The following is a 14,810-nucleotide window of genomic DNA, read 5'->3' on the forward strand; positions in this document are numbered from 1 at the left end:
ATGGGGTTCTCGTGCCTTTCACGGCGGGTTTTGCGGCCCGTCATCCGCGAATGCAGCCCATTCAAGCAGGGGAAGACGATGCAAGATCACAAGGCAATTCTGTCAAAGCACATTGCGGCCAGACTCGGGCGCCGCTCGGTTCTGAAAGGCATGGGGGCCGGCTTGTTTGCGGCGACGGCGGGTGGAACGCTTCCGGCCTTTGCCCAGGTCGCGCAAAGCGGCCACATGCGGATCGGGGCGATCACGCCGATCGACACGCTGGATCCGCATTTCACCTTCCGCCTTGGATCCGTCCAGATCATCAGCAACATCTGCAACGGCCTGCTGAAGGTCGTCTATGACGGCACCAGCGTCACGTTCGAGCCGGACCTTGCCGCAACCTGGGAGCTGGAGGATGAGAAAACGCATGCCTTCACGCTTCATCCGAACGTCAAATTCCATGACGGCACGGATTGCGACGCCGAGGCGATCAAATTCAACCTGATGCGGGTCAAATCCGGTACCCCGGCATCGCCACATGGTTGGAAGCTGGAAAAGCTGGAAGAGGTCGAGATCATCGATCCGGTGACCTTCAAGCTGCATTTCTCACAGCCCTATGCGTTCCTGCCGGTGGCCCTGACCGGGTCGATCGGCCGCGCGGGCACGATCGTCAGCCCGGCTGCCGTGGATAAATTCGGCGATGATTTCGGCCGCAATCCCGTCGGCACCGGCCCGTTCAAATTCGTGTCCTGGCAACAGAACGACAGCATCGAGCTGGTCGCGAACACCGAGTATTTCCAGCCCAATCTGCCCAAGCTGGAGCGGGTGTCGTTCATGCTGATCGACGAACCCTCGACCGCCCTCGCGGCGCTGATTTCAGGCCAGATCGACGGCATGAACGACTGCCCGATGCAGCTGACCGAGCAGGTGCAGAAAATGCCGAACCTGCAGGTCTATGGCGGTGTCGAGGGCAATTACACCTATGTCGGAATGAACACGCACAGGGCGCCGTTCGATGACGTGAACCTGCGCCTTGCGGTCGCCCATGCCATCGATCGCGACGCCGTGCTGCGGCAGGCTTATTTCGGGCTGGCCAAGCAGGCCTATACCCCGATCTCACCGCCGATGACCGGTTTCTACGATCCCAATATCGCGGAAACCGGGCGGGGGCATGTCTTCGATCTGGAAAAGGCCAAGGCGTTCCGCGCGCTGGCCGCCAATCAGGACGAGATCGAGGTCACCTATCTGATGACCGAAAATCCGCCCGCCGGAACCCGTGTGGCCCAGATCGTCGCCCCGATGCTGGCCGAGATCGGCATCAAGGTCAATCTGGAGCTGTTGGAGACCGCCGCATGGACGCAGCGCCTGCAGGACCGGGATTTCGAGATGCTCGACTTTTTCTGGACCGCCGATCTGGATCCCGACGAGACGCTGTTCCCCGAATTCAAGACCGGCGGATCGTGGAACTACTGGGGGTGGAGCAATACGGAATTCGACCGCCTCTGCACCGAGGCACAGGTCGTGCTGGACGTTGCCGAACGGTCCGCTCTTTATAATCAGGCCGAGGATCTGATGATCGCCGAAGCCCCGATTGCGATGCTGGCGCATTTCCCGCTGTACAAGATCTTCAGCAGCAGGGTGCAGGGCTTCAACTATGTGCCCTGCGATCTGATGAATCTCGACACGGTCAGCTTCGCGTAATGTTCGCCCAGACCGCCGCCAAGATCTTTCAGACCCTTGTGGTTCTGCTGATCGTGTCGATCGCCAGCTTCAGTCTTCTGAAGCTGGCACCGGGGGATCCGGTCGTCATCATGCTGGGAACCGAATATTCTCAGGAAAGCTATGACGAGCTGCGCGCCCAGTTGGGGCTGGATCAGCCGGTTCCGGTGCAATACCTGCGCTGGTTGGGCGATTTCGTCACCGGAGACTGGGGCAACTCTTATGTTGCAAAGACCGACATCTTCCGTTTCGTGGTGACCGAGGCGCTGCCGGTCACGCTGACCCTGACGGCCTGCGCGATCCTGCTGGCCATCGTGATCGGCGTGCCGTTGGGCGTCGTCTCTGCCGTGCGCAAGGACAGTGTCTGGGATGTGGGGATCGCGGCGCTGGCGCTGACCGGGACGGCCTTTCCGTCGTTCTTTCTGGGCATCGTCCTGATCTGGTTCTTTGCCGTCAAGGTCGGCTTTTTTCCCGTCATGGGCTTTGTGGCGCCTTGGGACGATTTCTGGTCGGGGATGCTGCATCTGGTCTTGCCGGCGGCGACTCTCTCCACCTTCTTCATCGGAATGATCGTCCGGGTCACCCGCGCCGCCATGGTCGAGGTGCTGGCTCAGCCCTACATCACCGCGGCGATCGCGCGCGGCGAATCAAGGCAGCGCGTCATCTGGGTGCATGGGTTCCGCAATATCCTGATGCCGCTGGTGACGGTCGTGGGCCTGCAACTGGGTGCGATCCTGCAGGGCGCCGTGCTGACCGAAACGGTCTTCTCGCTGCCCGGTCTGGGCCAGATGCTGACCGGAGCCGTGCTTGGCCGCGAATATGTGCTGGTGCAGGCGGGCGTCATGCTGACCGCGACCCTGTTCATTCTGGTCAATCTGGCGGTCGATCTGTCCTATCCCTTCCTTGATCCGCGATTGAGAGCCCGATGATGGATGCCGCCCCCCCCGCACAGGTTCCGGTCCGATCGGCCCGGACCCGCCGCAGCATGTTCCTGCGTCGTCCGTTCTTCACCCTCGCGCTGATCGTCGCGATCGGCTTTGTGATCTGCGCGATCTTCGCCCCGCTGATCGCCCCCTACAATCCGACGCAGCAGTCGATCGACGCGATGATGACGGCGCCGGGCGGCGAACATCTGCTGGGCACCGACAGCTATGGGCAGGATATCCTGTCGCGGATCATCTATGGCGCGCGCTATGCGCTGGTGATCGCCTTTTTCGCCATTCTCATCGGCGCGACCGGCGGGCTGGTGCTTGGGACGGCGGCCGGTCTGACGACCGGCAAGGTCGAATGGATCCTGATGCGGATCATCGATTCGATCCTGGCCCTGCCGTCGCTGATCCTTGCCATCGCGGTGATCGCTATTTTGGGGCAAGGGGTCGACAAGGTCGCGATCGCCGTCGGCATCTCCATGATAGGCCCGTTCTCGCGCACCGTGCGCGCCGATGTGCTGCAGGTCTCGTCGCAACTGTTCGTCGAGGCGGCGGGGCTGATGAGCATTTCGCGCCTGACGGTGATCCGTCGCCATATCCTGCCCAATATCGTCTTCCCGCTGGCGGTGCAGATCACCGTCCGGGTGTCCGAGGCGATCCTCGTGTCATCCTCGCTGTCCTTTCTGGGGATCGGCGTCACCCCGCCGACGCCGGACTGGGGGCTGATGATCGCCGAAGGGCGCGGTTTCGTCAGCTTTGCGCCCTGGATGTCTGGCATGCCGGGCGCCGCGCTTGCGCTGCTGCTGATCTCGCTGGCGATCGTGGGCGATGGCATCCGCGAGGAATTCGACCCCAAGATGAGAGGCGCCCAATGACGGACACGCTGTTAAGCGTCACGGGGCTGACCGTGCATCGCGGGCCCCGACGCATTCTGGACGATGTCAGCTTCACGCTGGGGCGGGGCGAGACGCTGGCGCTGGTCGGCGAAAGCGGCGCCGGGAAATCGACCATCGCCGCAGCGCTGATGGGCCTGCTGGCCGGACAGGCCAAGGTCGATGGGGCCGCCGTCTTTGACGATGTGCCGGACCTTCTGGCGCTGCGGGAAAAGGCATGGACCGGGCTTCGGGGCCGCCGTCTGGCGATGATCTTTCAGGATGCCGGGGCGGCGCTCAACCCCTGCTATACCGTGGGCAGCCAACTGACCTCGGTGCTGCGCCGGCAACTGTCGCTGGGGCGCGCCGATGCCCGGGCCAAGGCGATTGCCTTGCTGGAAAGCGTCGGGCTGAACGATGCCGCCGCACGGATGTCCAGCTATCCGCATCAGCTGTCCGGCGGGATGCAGCAGCGGGTGATGGTGGCGATCGCGCTGGCCTGCGATCCCGACCTGCTGTTCGCGGACGAGCCGACCTCGGCGCTGGACGTGACAATTCAGGCGCAGATCGTGCAGCTGATCCTGGACCAGACCAGACAGAAGGGCGCCAGCTGCATCTTCGTGCTGCATGATCTGGCGCTGGCCAGCCAATCCTGCGACCGGATCGTCGTGCTCTATGCGGGGCAGGTGATGGAGGCGGGCCCGTCGGGGACGGTGCTGCGCGATCCGCGCCATCCCTATACCCAGCTGTTGAAATCCTGCGTGATCGAGATCGGCACCGCCGATCTTGACCCGCCGCAGGGCAGCGTCCCGGGCTATGACGATCTGCCCGCCGGATGCCGCTTTGCCTCGCGCTGCCCCCGCGTCCTGCCCCGCTGTGCCACGCAAAGACCGCCCTTGGAAAAGGTCGCGGGACGCGACCTTGCCTGCTGGAACCCCGAGGAGGCGGAATGATGCCATCCACAGAAGACCCCGACACCAGGCCGCTGTTCGAGCTGATCGAGGTCGAGAAACTCTATATGGTCCGCAGGCCGGGCAGCATGTTCTCGACGGCGAAGGTCGGGCTTCCGGCGCTTGACGGCGTCCGGCTGAAAATCCGCAAGGGATCATCTGTCGCGATTGTCGGCGAAAGCGGGTCCGGAAAATCGACCCTGCTGCGCGTGCTTCTGGGCCTGACCCGTCCGACCGAGGGGCGTGCGTTGTATCAGGGCCGCCCGATCGCCGAAGTGCGCGCCGAGGGCCGGGATTTCGCCCGACAGGTCGCGATGATCTATCAGGACGCGCGCGGATCGCTGAACCCGCGCATGACGATTGCGGCCCTGATTGCCGAACCGCTGCATCATTTCGCGATCTGCCCACCGGCAGAGGTTCCCGCGCGGGTCCGGTCGCTGCTGGCCCGCGTCGGCCTGCCTGCCGAGGTCGCATCCCGCTATCCGGCGGCATTGTCGGGCGGTCAGGTCCGCCGGGTCGCGATCGCCCGCGCGCTGGCCTCGGAACCGACGGTGCTGGTCGCGGATGAGGCGGTTTCGGGGCTGGACGTGTCGACCCAAGCGCAGCTGCTGAACCTGTTGCGTCGCCTGCAACGCGAGATGGCGCTGACGCTGGTGTTCATCACCCATGACCTGGGGGTGGCCAGCTACCTGTGTGACGACATCGCGATCATGTATCTGGGGCGGATCGTGGAAACCGGGCCGACCAACGCGGTGCTGAACGCCCCGGCCCATCCCTATGCCCGGGCCTTGCGCCGCGCCGCACCCGAGTTTTTCGAACCCATCACCGCGCCGCTGCCCGGAGAGATCCCCAGCCCGCTGGATCTGCCGCCTGGCTGCCGGTTCTCGGGGCGCTGCGACAGGGTCGAACCCGATTGCCATCTGAGCGACCCGGCCCTTTTGCGGCTAGGCGGCCCGACCCCGAACCGCGCTGCGGCCTGCTTCCATCCTTTGGCCGACACCCCAACCGTGCCCCATAAGCGAGACCTCCATGCATGATTTCTTTTCCTCCCGCCGCCCGTCCACATTCGCCGGGCGCGCAATGGTCGCCACGTCGCATCCGCTGTCCACGGCCGCGGGACTTGCGATCCTGTCCGAGGGCGGCAATGCGGTCGATGCGGCGCTGGCCGCCGTTGCGGTGCAATGCGTCGTCGATCCGCTGATGACCGGGATCGGCGGCGACTGCTTTGCGCTTTACGCGCCTGCCGATGGCGCGGTGCTTGCGCTGAACGCCTCCGGGCGGGCGCCGGGCGGGGCCACGATCGAGGCCCTGACCGCAGCGGGGCTGACGACCGAGATCCCGGGAACCAGCCCCCATGCCATTACCGTCCCCGGCGCGATTTCCGGCTGGTGTCTGTTGCACCGCGATCACGGCACGATGCCGCTGGACCGGATCTTTGCCCGTGCCATCAGCTATGCTCAGGATGGCTATCCGGTCACGCCGCGCGTGGCGCAGGACTGGGCCGACAATGCCGATTACATTGCCGGCGATCCGCATGCCTCGGCACTGTTCCTGCCAGAGGGCCGCGCACCCCGTCCGGGCGAGCGTCATGCCCAACCCCTGCTGGCAGATCGCCTGCGCGAGATCGCGGCTGACGGCGCGGCGGGCTTTTACAAGGGCGAAACGGCGGCAAAAATGGTGGCCCATCTGCAATCGCTTGGCGGGCTGCATACGCTTGGCGATTTTGCCACCGGTGCAGAGGCCGCGCATTGGGTGACCCCGATCCACACGTCCTATCGCGGCTATGATGTGCATGAATGTCCGCCGAACGGGCAGGGCTTGGCCGCCTTGCTGATCCTGCGCATTCTGGAAGGCTTTGACGTGGCGGCCCTGTCCGAGGTGGACCGCGTGCATCTGCATGCCGAGGCGACCAAGCTGGCGTACCACCACCGCGATGCCCTGCTGGCCGATGCGGGCGACTGTGACGGTCTGGTCGACACGCTTTTGTCCGATGAGGTCATCGCGACCCTGCGGTCGCGGATCGACATGACGGCTGCGATGCCGCCGGCCCTGTGGGACGAGCCGGAACACAAGGACACCGTCTATCTCTGCGTGTTCGACGCTGATGGAAATGCTATCTCGCTGATCAATTCGATCTTTCACGGCTTTGGATCGACCCGTCTGGACCCGGCCACCGGCGTCCTGTTCCACAGCCGCGGCGCGTCCTTCCGGCTGATCCCGGGCCATCCCAATGCCATCGCTCCGGGCAAGCGCCCGATGCATACGATCATCCCGGGGATGCTGACGCGGAACGGCACGGTCGAGATGCCCTTCGGCGTCATGGGCGGGCATTATCAGGCGTCGGGCCATGCGTGGCTTTTGTCCAACATCATCGATCTTGGCATGGGTGTTCAGGCGGCCATGGATGCACCGCGCAGCTTTGCCTTTGCCGGGGTGCTCGAGGTCGAGCCGACGATGCCCGAGCCGACACGCGCCGCCCTGACCGCCCGGGGGCATCAGATCAAGGTTGCCGCGTCGCCCATCGGCGGCAGCCAGGCGATCCGGATGTCCGATGGATTGCTGGAGGGCGGGTCCGACAGTCGCAAGGACGGTATGGCCTTGGGTTACTGAGGCCGCGCCTTGCCGGCAGCGGCGATCCCGGCCGATCTGCGGCTGACCGAGGGCCTTTGCCGTGGCGTCTGATCCCACCGTTTCACGATGCGATCCTTTCTGATCTGCGGCAACGAGGCATGATGGGCCGTGGTCGTCGCGCGAGTGCCACGATCACGCATGCCATCAACGCTGCCCGAGAACGATCGTCAGTGACGCAGGGCATGCCGCACAGGACATGATCAAGCCGTCTGCTGGCCAAGCACCGCAGCAGATTCGGGTCCGTCAGGCGGCGCCGACATCGCGTGGCAGCCGGTGCGATACCCATACGGTCGCGGCGCTTTGAGAATGTGGGGAACACTGGAGGCGGGTACCGGAATCGAACCGGTCTTCACGGATTTGCAATCCGGTGCGTAACCTCTCCGCCAACCCGCCGCCGTCCAGAGTGCGCGTGTCTTAGTGGATCGCTGCGGGCCTTGCAAGACACGATCCCGCCCAAGGCGTCGATGCGGCATGTCCGTCGTTGCCCAGCATGGGGAAACATGGCAATAGTCGCAGGAACAGGTCGATCGAAGGTTCCCCAAGATGAGCGATTTTTCCGCGCGCCGCACGATGATGGTTGATACGCAGATTCGCCCCAGTGATGTCACGAAATTCCCGGTGATCGAGGCGATGCTGACCATCCCGCGCGAGGATTTCGTGCCCGCCGGGCGCCGGTCCGTGGCCTATAGCGGCGACAACCTGGATATCGGCCATGGCCGCGTCCTGCTGGAACCGCGCACTCTGGGCAAGATGGTCGATGCGCTGGACATCCAGCCCGACGAGTTGGTTCTGGATCTGGGCTGCGGCTACGGCTATTCCGCCGCCGTCATGGCCCGCATGGCCGAGGCGGTCGTGGCGATCGAAGAGGCCCCCGAACTGGCCGCCGAGGCCGAGCAGCGCCTGTCCGAGGCCGGGATCTTCAACGTCGCGGTTCTGCAGGCGGCGCTGACCGAAGGCGCGCCGAAACAAGGCCCCTATGATGTCATCCTGATCGAGGGCGCGGTCGAAGAGGTTCCCGCCGCCATCATCGACCAGCTGCGCGAGGGTGGGCGCATCGCCGCGCTGTTCCTGGAGGGTGCTCTGGGCGTCGCCCGGATCGGCACGCGGGTGAACGGGCAGGTCAGCTGGCGCTATTCCTTCAATGCGCGCGCGCCGATGCTGCCGGGCTTTGACCGCCAGCGCGGGTTCACGTTGTGACGGCGCGCGGTCGTCTGTCCGGTCGGGCGGGCCTGTCCGGTCTGGCGGCTCTGGCCCTGCTGGCCCTTGGCGCGGCGCTGCCGGCGCGGGCCGAATCGCTGGCCGACACGATGGTCGCGGCCTATCGCCATTCGGCGCTGATCGAACAGAATCGCGCGGTGCTGCGCGCCGCCGACGAGGATGTCGCGGCCTCGGTCGCCGCGTTGCGCCCGATTGTCGAATGGGTGGCGCGGCAAAGCGCCTCGCGCGCCGAAGACAGCACGACCGCCCGCACGACCTCGTTGCAGCTGGCGGCGTCGCTGACGCTTTATGATTTCGGTCGCTCGCAACTGGCCATCGACGGGGCCAAGGAACAGGTTCTGGCCACGCGGCAGGCACTGGTCTCGGTCGAACAGGACATTCTGCTGGCCGCGACCCTGGCCTTTTTCGACGTGCGCGAGGCGATCCAGCAGGTCGCGTTGCAGGAAAACTCTGTCGAGGTGCTGACCAGCGAACGGCAGGCGGCGCAGGACCGCTTTGACGTGGGCGAGATCACCGTGACCGACGTGGCGCTGGCCGATGCGCAGCTGGCCGCGACCCGTGCCAGCCTTGCCTCGGCCAATGGCCAGCTGGAGATTGCGCGCGAATCCTATCTGGCGGTGACCGGGCGTCTGCCGGGGCGTCTGGATGCGCCGCCGCCACTGCCCAGCCTGCCCGCCGTGCTGGACGAGGCGCGCGCCATCGCGCAGTCCCGCCACCCCGCGATCAGCCAGTCGCAGCGGCAGGCCGCCGCTGCCGAAATCGGCGTGGCCGCAGCTGCCGCCGAACGCAACCCGACCCTGTCGGGCACCGCCAGCGTCGGCGTCGCCCGCAGTCCGCAGGCCGATCTGGGCGGCAGATATGGCAGCCAGAACTCGGCCTCGGTCGGGCTGGAGCTCAGCCAGACGCTGTATTCGGGGGGGCGGCTGTCCTCGGGTCACCGCCGGGCGATGGCCGAACGTGATCAGGCGCGGTCGGCCCTACTGAACACCGCCCGCCAGATCAGCCAGCAGGTCGGCGAGACATGGGCCAATATCGCCGTGGCCCGTGCGCAGATCACCGCGATCACGCAGCAGATCTCGGCTGCGCAGCAGGCCTATGACGGCGTGCGCGAAGAGGCATTGTTGGGCGCACGCACCACGCTGGACGTGCTGGACGCCGAACAATCGCTGCTGGAGGCCCGGGCCGACCGGATCACGGCGGAATCCAACCTGCAATTAGCGCATTATCAACTTCTGGCTGCTATGGGTCTGTTGACGGTAGAAAATCTCAACCTGGGAATTCCGACCTATGACCCTTCGCAATATTACAATGCGGTGCGGGATGCGCCCGCAACCAGCAAACAGGGCGAAAGCCTGGACCGCGTGCTGCGCGCCATCGGGCGCAACTGACCCGACCAGCGGGGTGCGCCGATGACAAGGCCACGCCGCAGTTCCTCCGCCCCGGCCCCCCGGGATGATGCCGCGCCACCGGTCGCGGCCGGCAAGACAGCCGCCGCTGCGCCCCCGGCAAGGCCGCGCCGCAAGACCGCCGCGATCAAGGCGGGGGCCGCCCCGTTACCCGACCCTGTCATGCCTGCCAAACCGCGTCGCAAGACACGGTCTGCCGGCAGCGTCAAAGCCGGGGCGTGGCCCGCGGATGAGTTCATCTTTGGCGCCGACCGCGATCTGCCCGATCATCCCGGCGTCGACAGCCCGCCCGGCCCGCGCCGCCAGACGGATCGACGCAACCAGCCCGAAACCGGTATCCCGGTCCCGCAGGTCCAGTTCCGGTCGCCTGATCGGGGCGAGGCGGCGCAGGAACGCGCCCGCATCCGTGCCGGAATGCAGGAAATCCGCCAGTTAATCGACGGGCCGAAGGATCGGTCGGGGGCGGGCGCGATGCTGATGCTGCAGCGCCTCTGCCATGACCCCTTGCCCCGACGCCGGTTGGCGGGCAGCGCCGCGCAGGGCCTGGTCGTGCCACCTCCTGCGCCGCCAATGTCGATGGCCGTGCGACCGACGACGGCTGCCCGCGCCTTGCCTGCCGGACGTCAGCGCCCCGGCCAAGGCAAGACGCCCGACCACCCGCGCGCTGCCGCCGTTCCGGCTTTGGCGACCCCGACCGGATGGCCCAAGCCGCAGGTCATGCCGCAGGATCTTCCCGACCTGTGGACGCCCGATCTTTGGATGCCCGGGATCGGCGTGTCCGAAATCCGGATGCCCGCCACGGGGCTCGCGCCGCAGCCGGTCGTCACGTCCTTCACCGTCGCCTATCCCGCGTCTCTGCCAGACCACGCCGTTCCGGCGCCGGGCGCGACGGCTGCGGTCCGGTCGCGGATCAACAGGCTGCTGGCGGCATGGGCCGACTGGTTGATGTGGAGGCTGCAGCCCCCCCGCATCCCGCAGGCGGTCCTGCCGGTGGTCATGGACGCGCGGGCGCAGGCTGCCCCCGACGCCGAAGGGACACCGGTGGTCAATGGTGAAACCGTTTCGGCAGGCTCATGTCCGGACAAGTCCGGCGGTGGAGACGGCGCAGAGCAGGGCCCGCAGACTGCCGCCCCGGAACCGGGACCGGCTGCGGAGGCAGCTGATCGCGCGCAGTCCCATGAACCAAAGCCGTCTGCCATGACCGCACCCGCAGCCGCGATCTCTCGGACGTCGGATATCGTGCTGACCGGCGATGCCCTTGCAAAGGCGCTGTCTGCCGCGATCGACAAGGGCACGCTGCGCGATCATCTGCAGGCGATGATCCGTGATGAACTGGCGGGCGAAATGGGCGCGCGATTCTCGGGCAACCTGCAGGCGGTCATCCGGCGAGAGGTCGCGAATGGTCTGGACGACCGGCTGACCCATCTGTGATGCCTGCGCCGGGGCCTGTCCCAGACCTCGGCGCATCCACCCGCCCGGCAGGGTGCGAAAGGGGCGATCCTGCGCCGCGTTCAGGATTTGGCAGCCGCCCCGGCGCCATCAGACGGCGCCGGGGTGCCGCACTTTAGGGGATAATTCGTGGCGCAGGACCGGCCACGCGCATCAAGGATAAGGCACAAGGCATGCCCGCCAGATCAGCCTCAGTTCAACATCCGTTCGGGATCGACGCTTTCAAACCCGCGACGGATCTCGAAATGGACAAAGCCGTCGTTGCCCGAGGTTCCAAGGGACTGGCCCGTCGTGACGCTGTCGCCCTTGGCGACGCCCACATCCTGCAGGCCGGTATAGACGGTCATCAGATCGCCCTCGTGCCGGACCACGATGATCGGCACGCCGGAACTGTCGCGGGTGATCGCGGCGACCTCGCCTCCGCCCGCCGCATTGACCGCCGTGCCGGAGGGGGCGGCAATGTCGATGCCGTCATTGCGGCCCTTTTCATAGACCCGGATGATCGCGCCATCGACCGGCATGCGGAACTGCCCGCTGCCCGAAGCTGCGGTCCGCGTCGCCCCCAGATCGGTCGTCGGCGCGGCAGGCGGTGGGGCACCGGCCTGAGCGGTCTGTTCGTCCGGCAGGGGCTGGGTCGAAGATGGGGGCGTCGGCGTCGGGCTGCCCCGGCCCGGGGCGGTCGTCGCCAGACGGTCGGGGGTCTGGCCGGGCTGCGGCACGATCAGGCGCTGCCCGGTCCGCAGGCTCATGTCGCCGGGCAGGCCGTTCCACGAGGCCAGATCCTGAACGCTGACATTATAGCGGCGCGCGACGGCCCATGCGGTTTCTCCGGCCGCGACGACATGGATCTGCGGATCGGCTGTGGCGGCTGGCGCTGCGGGAGTTGCGGTTGCAGCGGGGGCGGCGGTCGCCGCGGTGGCAAAGGGATCGGTCACCACGGTGGTGCCGCCACCCGCAGCGGCGGCAGGAGCCGTCCCGGCGGCCACGGCACGCGGCAGGACCAGCACGGCGCCGGGCAAAAGGGGCGCATCGGCGGGCAGGGCGTTATGGGCGGCCAGCTCGTCTGCGGGCAGGCCGAGGCGGGCAGCGACGCTGGCAGGCGTGTCGCCCGCCTGTGCCAGCGCGACCTGACCGCTGCCAAAGCTGATCACCCCCCGGCCATCGGGGGCCGGTCGCGGACCCGCCGCCGCCGCGGCGGCCGCGGTGTCCACCCTGCCGCCCATCATTCCGCGCAGATCCGGGTCGAACCCGCCATCCGCGCCGCAAGAGGCCAGCGCCGCAAGGGCCGCACCGCCCAGCACCGTCCGAAAGTGAAATCTGTTCATGGTCCTGTCCTCAGCCTGCCTCTTGGTGGCCGGGGGTCATGTCTGGCCCAACCCCTCGACCAGCGGAACGAACCGCACCTGTCGCAACTCGTCATAATCGAACCCGGTCTGGGACCGGGTGACGCGGATCAGGGTCTGCACCGCATCCGACTGCCCGACAGGTACGACCATGATACCGCCGATCTTCAGCTGTGCCAACAGCGGGCCCGGCGGATCTTCGGCGGCGGCGGTCACAAGAATGCGGTCGAAGGGGGCCTGATCGGGCAGCCCGCGCGACCCGTCGGCCACTTGCGCGATGATGTTGTACAGGCCCAGAGTGTGAAAGATCGCCTCGGCCTCGACGACCAGACGGCGGTGCCGGTCGACGGTATAGACCCGGCGGCACAGCCCCGACAGCACCGCCGCCTGATAGCCCGAACCGGTGCCGACCTCCAGAACGGTGTCGCGGGCCCCCACCTCCAGCGCCTGCGTCATCAGGCCGACGACGGAAGGCTGGCTGATCGTCTGGCCGCAGGGGATGGGCAGGGGGGTGTCCTCGTATGCGCGGTCGGCGAACTGGCCGCGCACGAACAGGCCCCGGTCGATTCCCTCCATCGAGGCCAGCACGCGGGGATCGGTCACGCCACGCGATCGCAGCTGGAACAGAAAGCGCATCTTGCGCTCGGCGGGGCTGTCCTCGCCGGGATCGCTCATCCGGCAACTTTCGGGGCGGCAACCTTTTGGGCCGCCTGTGGGGCGGGACCGTCCAGCGCCTGCGCCAGCCGGTCCAGCGAGGCGTGACAGGTCAGATCCGCCCGCATCGGCGTGACCGAGATATGGCCCGCCATGTTTGCCGCCACATCGCTGCCCTCGCGTGCGGGGGCCTGCTGCGAGCCGCCGGTGATCCACATGAACCGCCGTCCGTTCGGCGCATCATAGGGCATGGCCGAAAACCGCGAGCCCTGCCGCTGGCCCTGCGGCACGACCCGAAGGCCCTGCACCGCATCAGCCGGAACGGGCGGGAAATTGATGTTGTAGAACAGCCGGAAATCCGCATCCGATGTCCAGTCGCCGTGATCCAGCAGCCGCCGGATGATGGCGGCGCCGTGCTGGCGTGCGCCTTCGAACGGATCAGCCAGACCGGCGGTCTGCGGCCCCAGATATTGCGACAGGGCGATGGCGGGCAGGCCCTGCAGCGCGGCTTCCATCGCGCCGCCGATGGTGCCGGAATACATCGCATTCTCGCCCGCATTGTTGCCCCGGTTCACGCCCGACAGGACCAGATCGGGGGGCGTGTCCATCAACACGCCCAGAGCCGCCAGCACGCAATCGGCGGGGCTGCCCTCGGCCGCATAGCGGCGCGGCGCCAGTTCGGCGATCATTGTGGGATGGGTATAGCTGATGCAGTGACCGACGCCCGATTGCTCGAAGGCGGGGGCGACGGTCCAGACCTCGCCCTGTGGACCGGCCAGTTCGGTCGCGATCTGTTCCAGCACCTCCAGCCCCGGTGCGTTGATCCCGTCGTCATTGGTGATGAGAATGCGCATCCTGCCCCCTGTGGCCATCCTGCCCGAGATGCGCGGAACCCCGCCCGCGCACGCGGTTGTGACACGACCTGCTTAGCGGCGGCCCGCCCGCGCTTCAACCCGTTCCGGCGCCGTCGGGTGCGGGCGCATCGCGCCATCCCATCGCCGCCTGCCGGACGGGCAGAGGCGCCGCCAAAGGGCGAAGCGGTTTGACCTTGGGCGCCGGGCAAGGCATCCTGCCCTTCAAAGCAGCACAAGCCGGGACGCAATGCAGATCTATCTTCCCATTGCAGAGGTCTCGGTCAACGCCTTCACCCTGATGGGTCTGGGCGGGCTGGTCGGCGTCATGAGCGGTCTGTTCGGCGTCGGCGGCGGCTTTCTGATCACGCCCCTGCTGTTCTTCATCGGCATCCCGCCCGCCATCGCGGTGGCGACCGGGGCCAATCAGGTCGTGGCCTCGTCCGTGTCGGGCGTTCTGGCGCATATGAAGCGCAAGACCGTCGATTTCCGGATGGGTGGCGTGCTGCTGGCCGGGGGCATGGTGGGTTCGGCCCTTGGGGTGCTGGTCTTCAACATCCTGCAGCGCGTGGGTCAGGTCGAGCTGGTCGTCCAGCTGTGCTATGTCGTCTTTCTGGGGCTGATCGGCGCGATGATGCTGCAGGAAAGCCTGCGCGCCCTTCTGCGCGCGCGCCATCCGACCGGGCGGCGCCGCCTGCATCAGCATATGTGGGTCCACCGCCTGCCGCTGAAGATGAAATTCCGCGCGTCGGGGCTGTATATCAGCATCATCCCGCCTTTGCTGGTGGGGGTTGCGGTGGGGGTGCTGG

General features: G+C 66.9%; 13 protein-coding genes and 1 tRNA gene. 10 read left to right on the forward strand and 4 right to left on the reverse strand.

What is annotated here, in order from left to right:
• The first annotated feature begins 150 nt into the window (after nt 1-150).
• The 6 genes from EG885_RS15160 to EG885_RS15185 are packed head-to-tail and all read left to right on the forward strand — an operon-like array spanning nt 151 to nt 7,059.
• Nucleotides 151-1,680: an ABC transporter substrate-binding protein gene (locus EG885_RS15160; RefSeq protein ID WP_242679686.1), complete on the forward strand. Its 1,530-nt coding sequence runs from the start codon at nt 151-153 to the stop codon at nt 1,678-1,680.
• Nucleotides 1,680-2,627: an ABC transporter permease gene (locus tag EG885_RS15165; protein WP_131576087.1), complete on the forward strand. Its 948-nt coding sequence runs from the start codon at nt 1,680-1,682 to the stop codon at nt 2,625-2,627. The genes EG885_RS15160 and EG885_RS15165 overlap by 1 nt, the downstream gene beginning before the upstream one ends.
• Entirely contained in the window at nt 2,624-3,502 is an 879-nt protein-coding gene (locus tag EG885_RS15170; RefSeq protein ID WP_131576089.1) for an ABC transporter permease, read from the forward strand. The genes EG885_RS15165 and EG885_RS15170 overlap by 4 nt, the downstream gene beginning before the upstream one ends.
• On the forward strand, nt 3,499-4,452 hold the full coding sequence (locus tag EG885_RS15175; RefSeq protein WP_131576091.1) for an ABC transporter ATP-binding protein: 954 nt from the start codon (nt 3,499-3,501) through the stop codon (nt 4,450-4,452). The genes EG885_RS15170 and EG885_RS15175 overlap by 4 nt, the downstream gene beginning before the upstream one ends.
• Complete coding sequence (locus EG885_RS15180) at nt 4,449-5,486, forward strand: ABC transporter ATP-binding protein (protein WP_131576093.1); 1,038 nt, start codon at nt 4,449-4,451, stop codon at nt 5,484-5,486. The genes EG885_RS15175 and EG885_RS15180 overlap by 4 nt, the downstream gene beginning before the upstream one ends.
• A complete protein-coding gene (locus EG885_RS15185) occupies nt 5,479-7,059 on the forward strand; it encodes a gamma-glutamyltransferase family protein (protein ID WP_131576095.1) in 1,581 nt (526 codons plus the stop codon). The genes EG885_RS15180 and EG885_RS15185 overlap by 8 nt, the downstream gene beginning before the upstream one ends.
• Before the next feature lie 340 nt (nt 7,060-7,399).
• On the opposite strand, the gene EG885_RS15190 is transcribed toward EG885_RS15185, so the two are convergent.
• Nucleotides 7,400-7,473 (reverse strand) — tRNA-Cys (locus tag EG885_RS15190).
• A gap of 150 nt (nt 7,474-7,623) precedes the next feature.
• On the opposite strand from EG885_RS15190, the gene EG885_RS15195 reads away from it, so the two are divergent.
• The 3 genes from EG885_RS15195 to EG885_RS15205 all read left to right on the forward strand — a co-directional run bounded on the left by EG885_RS15195 (nt 7,624) and on the right by EG885_RS15205 (nt 11,135).
• The gene (locus EG885_RS15195) at nt 7,624-8,277 is read left to right on the forward strand and encodes a protein-L-isoaspartate O-methyltransferase family protein (RefSeq protein ID WP_131576098.1); all 654 of its coding nucleotides are present in this window, start codon (nt 7,624-7,626) and stop codon (nt 8,275-8,277) included.
• Nucleotides 8,274-9,686, forward strand: coding sequence for a TolC family outer membrane protein (locus EG885_RS15200; protein ID WP_242679687.1), 1,413 nt, complete (start codon nt 8,274-8,276; stop codon nt 9,684-9,686). Before EG885_RS15195 ends, EG885_RS15200 begins: the two co-directional genes overlap by 4 nt.
• A gap of 180 nt (nt 9,687-9,866) precedes the next feature.
• Nucleotides 9,867-11,135 (forward strand): hypothetical protein, encoded by a 1,269-nt coding sequence (locus tag EG885_RS15205; protein WP_131576100.1) that lies wholly within the window; start codon nt 9,867-9,869, stop codon nt 11,133-11,135.
• A 209-nt stretch (nt 11,136-11,344) separates the two neighbouring features.
• Here EG885_RS15205 and EG885_RS15210 read toward each other — a convergent pair whose 3' ends face one another.
• Genes EG885_RS15210 through surE form a run of 3 tightly spaced genes read right to left on the reverse strand, consistent with a single transcriptional unit; the run spans nt 11,345 to nt 14,004 of the window.
• Complete coding sequence (locus EG885_RS15210) at nt 11,345-12,478, reverse strand: M23 family metallopeptidase (RefSeq protein WP_131576102.1); 1,134 nt, start codon at nt 12,476-12,478, stop codon at nt 11,345-11,347.
• Between the two features lie 36 nt (nt 12,479-12,514).
• Nucleotides 12,515-13,171 carry a protein-L-isoaspartate(D-aspartate) O-methyltransferase gene (locus tag EG885_RS15215; RefSeq protein WP_131576104.1) on the reverse strand — a complete coding sequence of 219 codons (657 nt, stop codon included), beginning with the start codon at nt 13,169-13,171 and terminating at the stop codon, nt 12,515-12,517.
• Nucleotides 13,168-14,004, reverse strand: a complete 837-nt coding sequence (surE, locus tag EG885_RS15220; RefSeq protein WP_131576106.1) for a 5'/3'-nucleotidase SurE — start codon at nt 14,002-14,004, stop codon at nt 13,168-13,170. The genes EG885_RS15215 and surE overlap by 4 nt, the downstream gene beginning before the upstream one ends.
• 247 nt (nt 14,005-14,251) lie before the next feature.
• Here surE and EG885_RS15225 point away from each other — a divergent pair.
• The coding region (locus tag EG885_RS15225; protein WP_131576108.1) for a sulfite exporter TauE/SafE family protein at nt 14,252-14,810 on the forward strand (559 nt) is incomplete at its 3' end.

The sequence above is a fragment of the Paracoccus nototheniae genome (assembly GCF_004335005.1).
GTDB classification, from domain to species: Bacteria; Pseudomonadota; Alphaproteobacteria; order Rhodobacterales; family Rhodobacteraceae; genus Paracoccus; species Paracoccus nototheniae.

Excerpts from the sequence above, each read along its gene's own strand:
- EG885_RS15160 (WP_242679686.1), top strand. The coding sequence starts at position 151 with ATGGGGGCCGGCTTGTTTGCGGCGACGGCGGGTGGAACGCTTCCGGCC.
- EG885_RS15165 (WP_131576087.1), top strand. The coding sequence starts at position 1,680 with ATGTTCGCCCAGACCGCCGCCAAGATCTTTCAGACCCTTGTGGTTCTG.
- EG885_RS15170 (WP_131576089.1), top strand. The coding sequence starts at position 2,624 with ATGATGGATGCCGCCCCCCCCGCACAGGTTCCGGTCCGATCGGCCCGG.
- EG885_RS15175 (WP_131576091.1), top strand. The coding sequence starts at position 3,499 with ATGACGGACACGCTGTTAAGCGTCACGGGGCTGACCGTGCATCGCGGG.
- EG885_RS15180 (WP_131576093.1), top strand. The coding sequence starts at position 4,449 with ATGATGCCATCCACAGAAGACCCCGACACCAGGCCGCTGTTCGAGCTG.
- EG885_RS15185 (WP_131576095.1), top strand. The coding sequence starts at position 5,479 with ATGCATGATTTCTTTTCCTCCCGCCGCCCGTCCACATTCGCCGGGCGC.
- EG885_RS15195 (WP_131576098.1), top strand. The coding sequence starts at position 7,624 with ATGAGCGATTTTTCCGCGCGCCGCACGATGATGGTTGATACGCAGATT.
- EG885_RS15205 (WP_131576100.1), top strand. The coding sequence starts at position 9,867 with ATGCCTGCCAAACCGCGTCGCAAGACACGGTCTGCCGGCAGCGTCAAA.
- EG885_RS15210 (WP_131576102.1), bottom strand. The coding sequence starts at position 12,478 with ATGAACAGATTTCACTTTCGGACGGTGCTGGGCGGTGCGGCCCTTGCG.
- EG885_RS15215 (WP_131576104.1), bottom strand. The coding sequence starts at position 13,171 with ATGAGCGATCCCGGCGAGGACAGCCCCGCCGAGCGCAAGATGCGCTTT.
- surE (WP_131576106.1), bottom strand. The coding sequence starts at position 14,004 with ATGCGCATTCTCATCACCAATGACGACGGGATCAACGCACCGGGGCTG.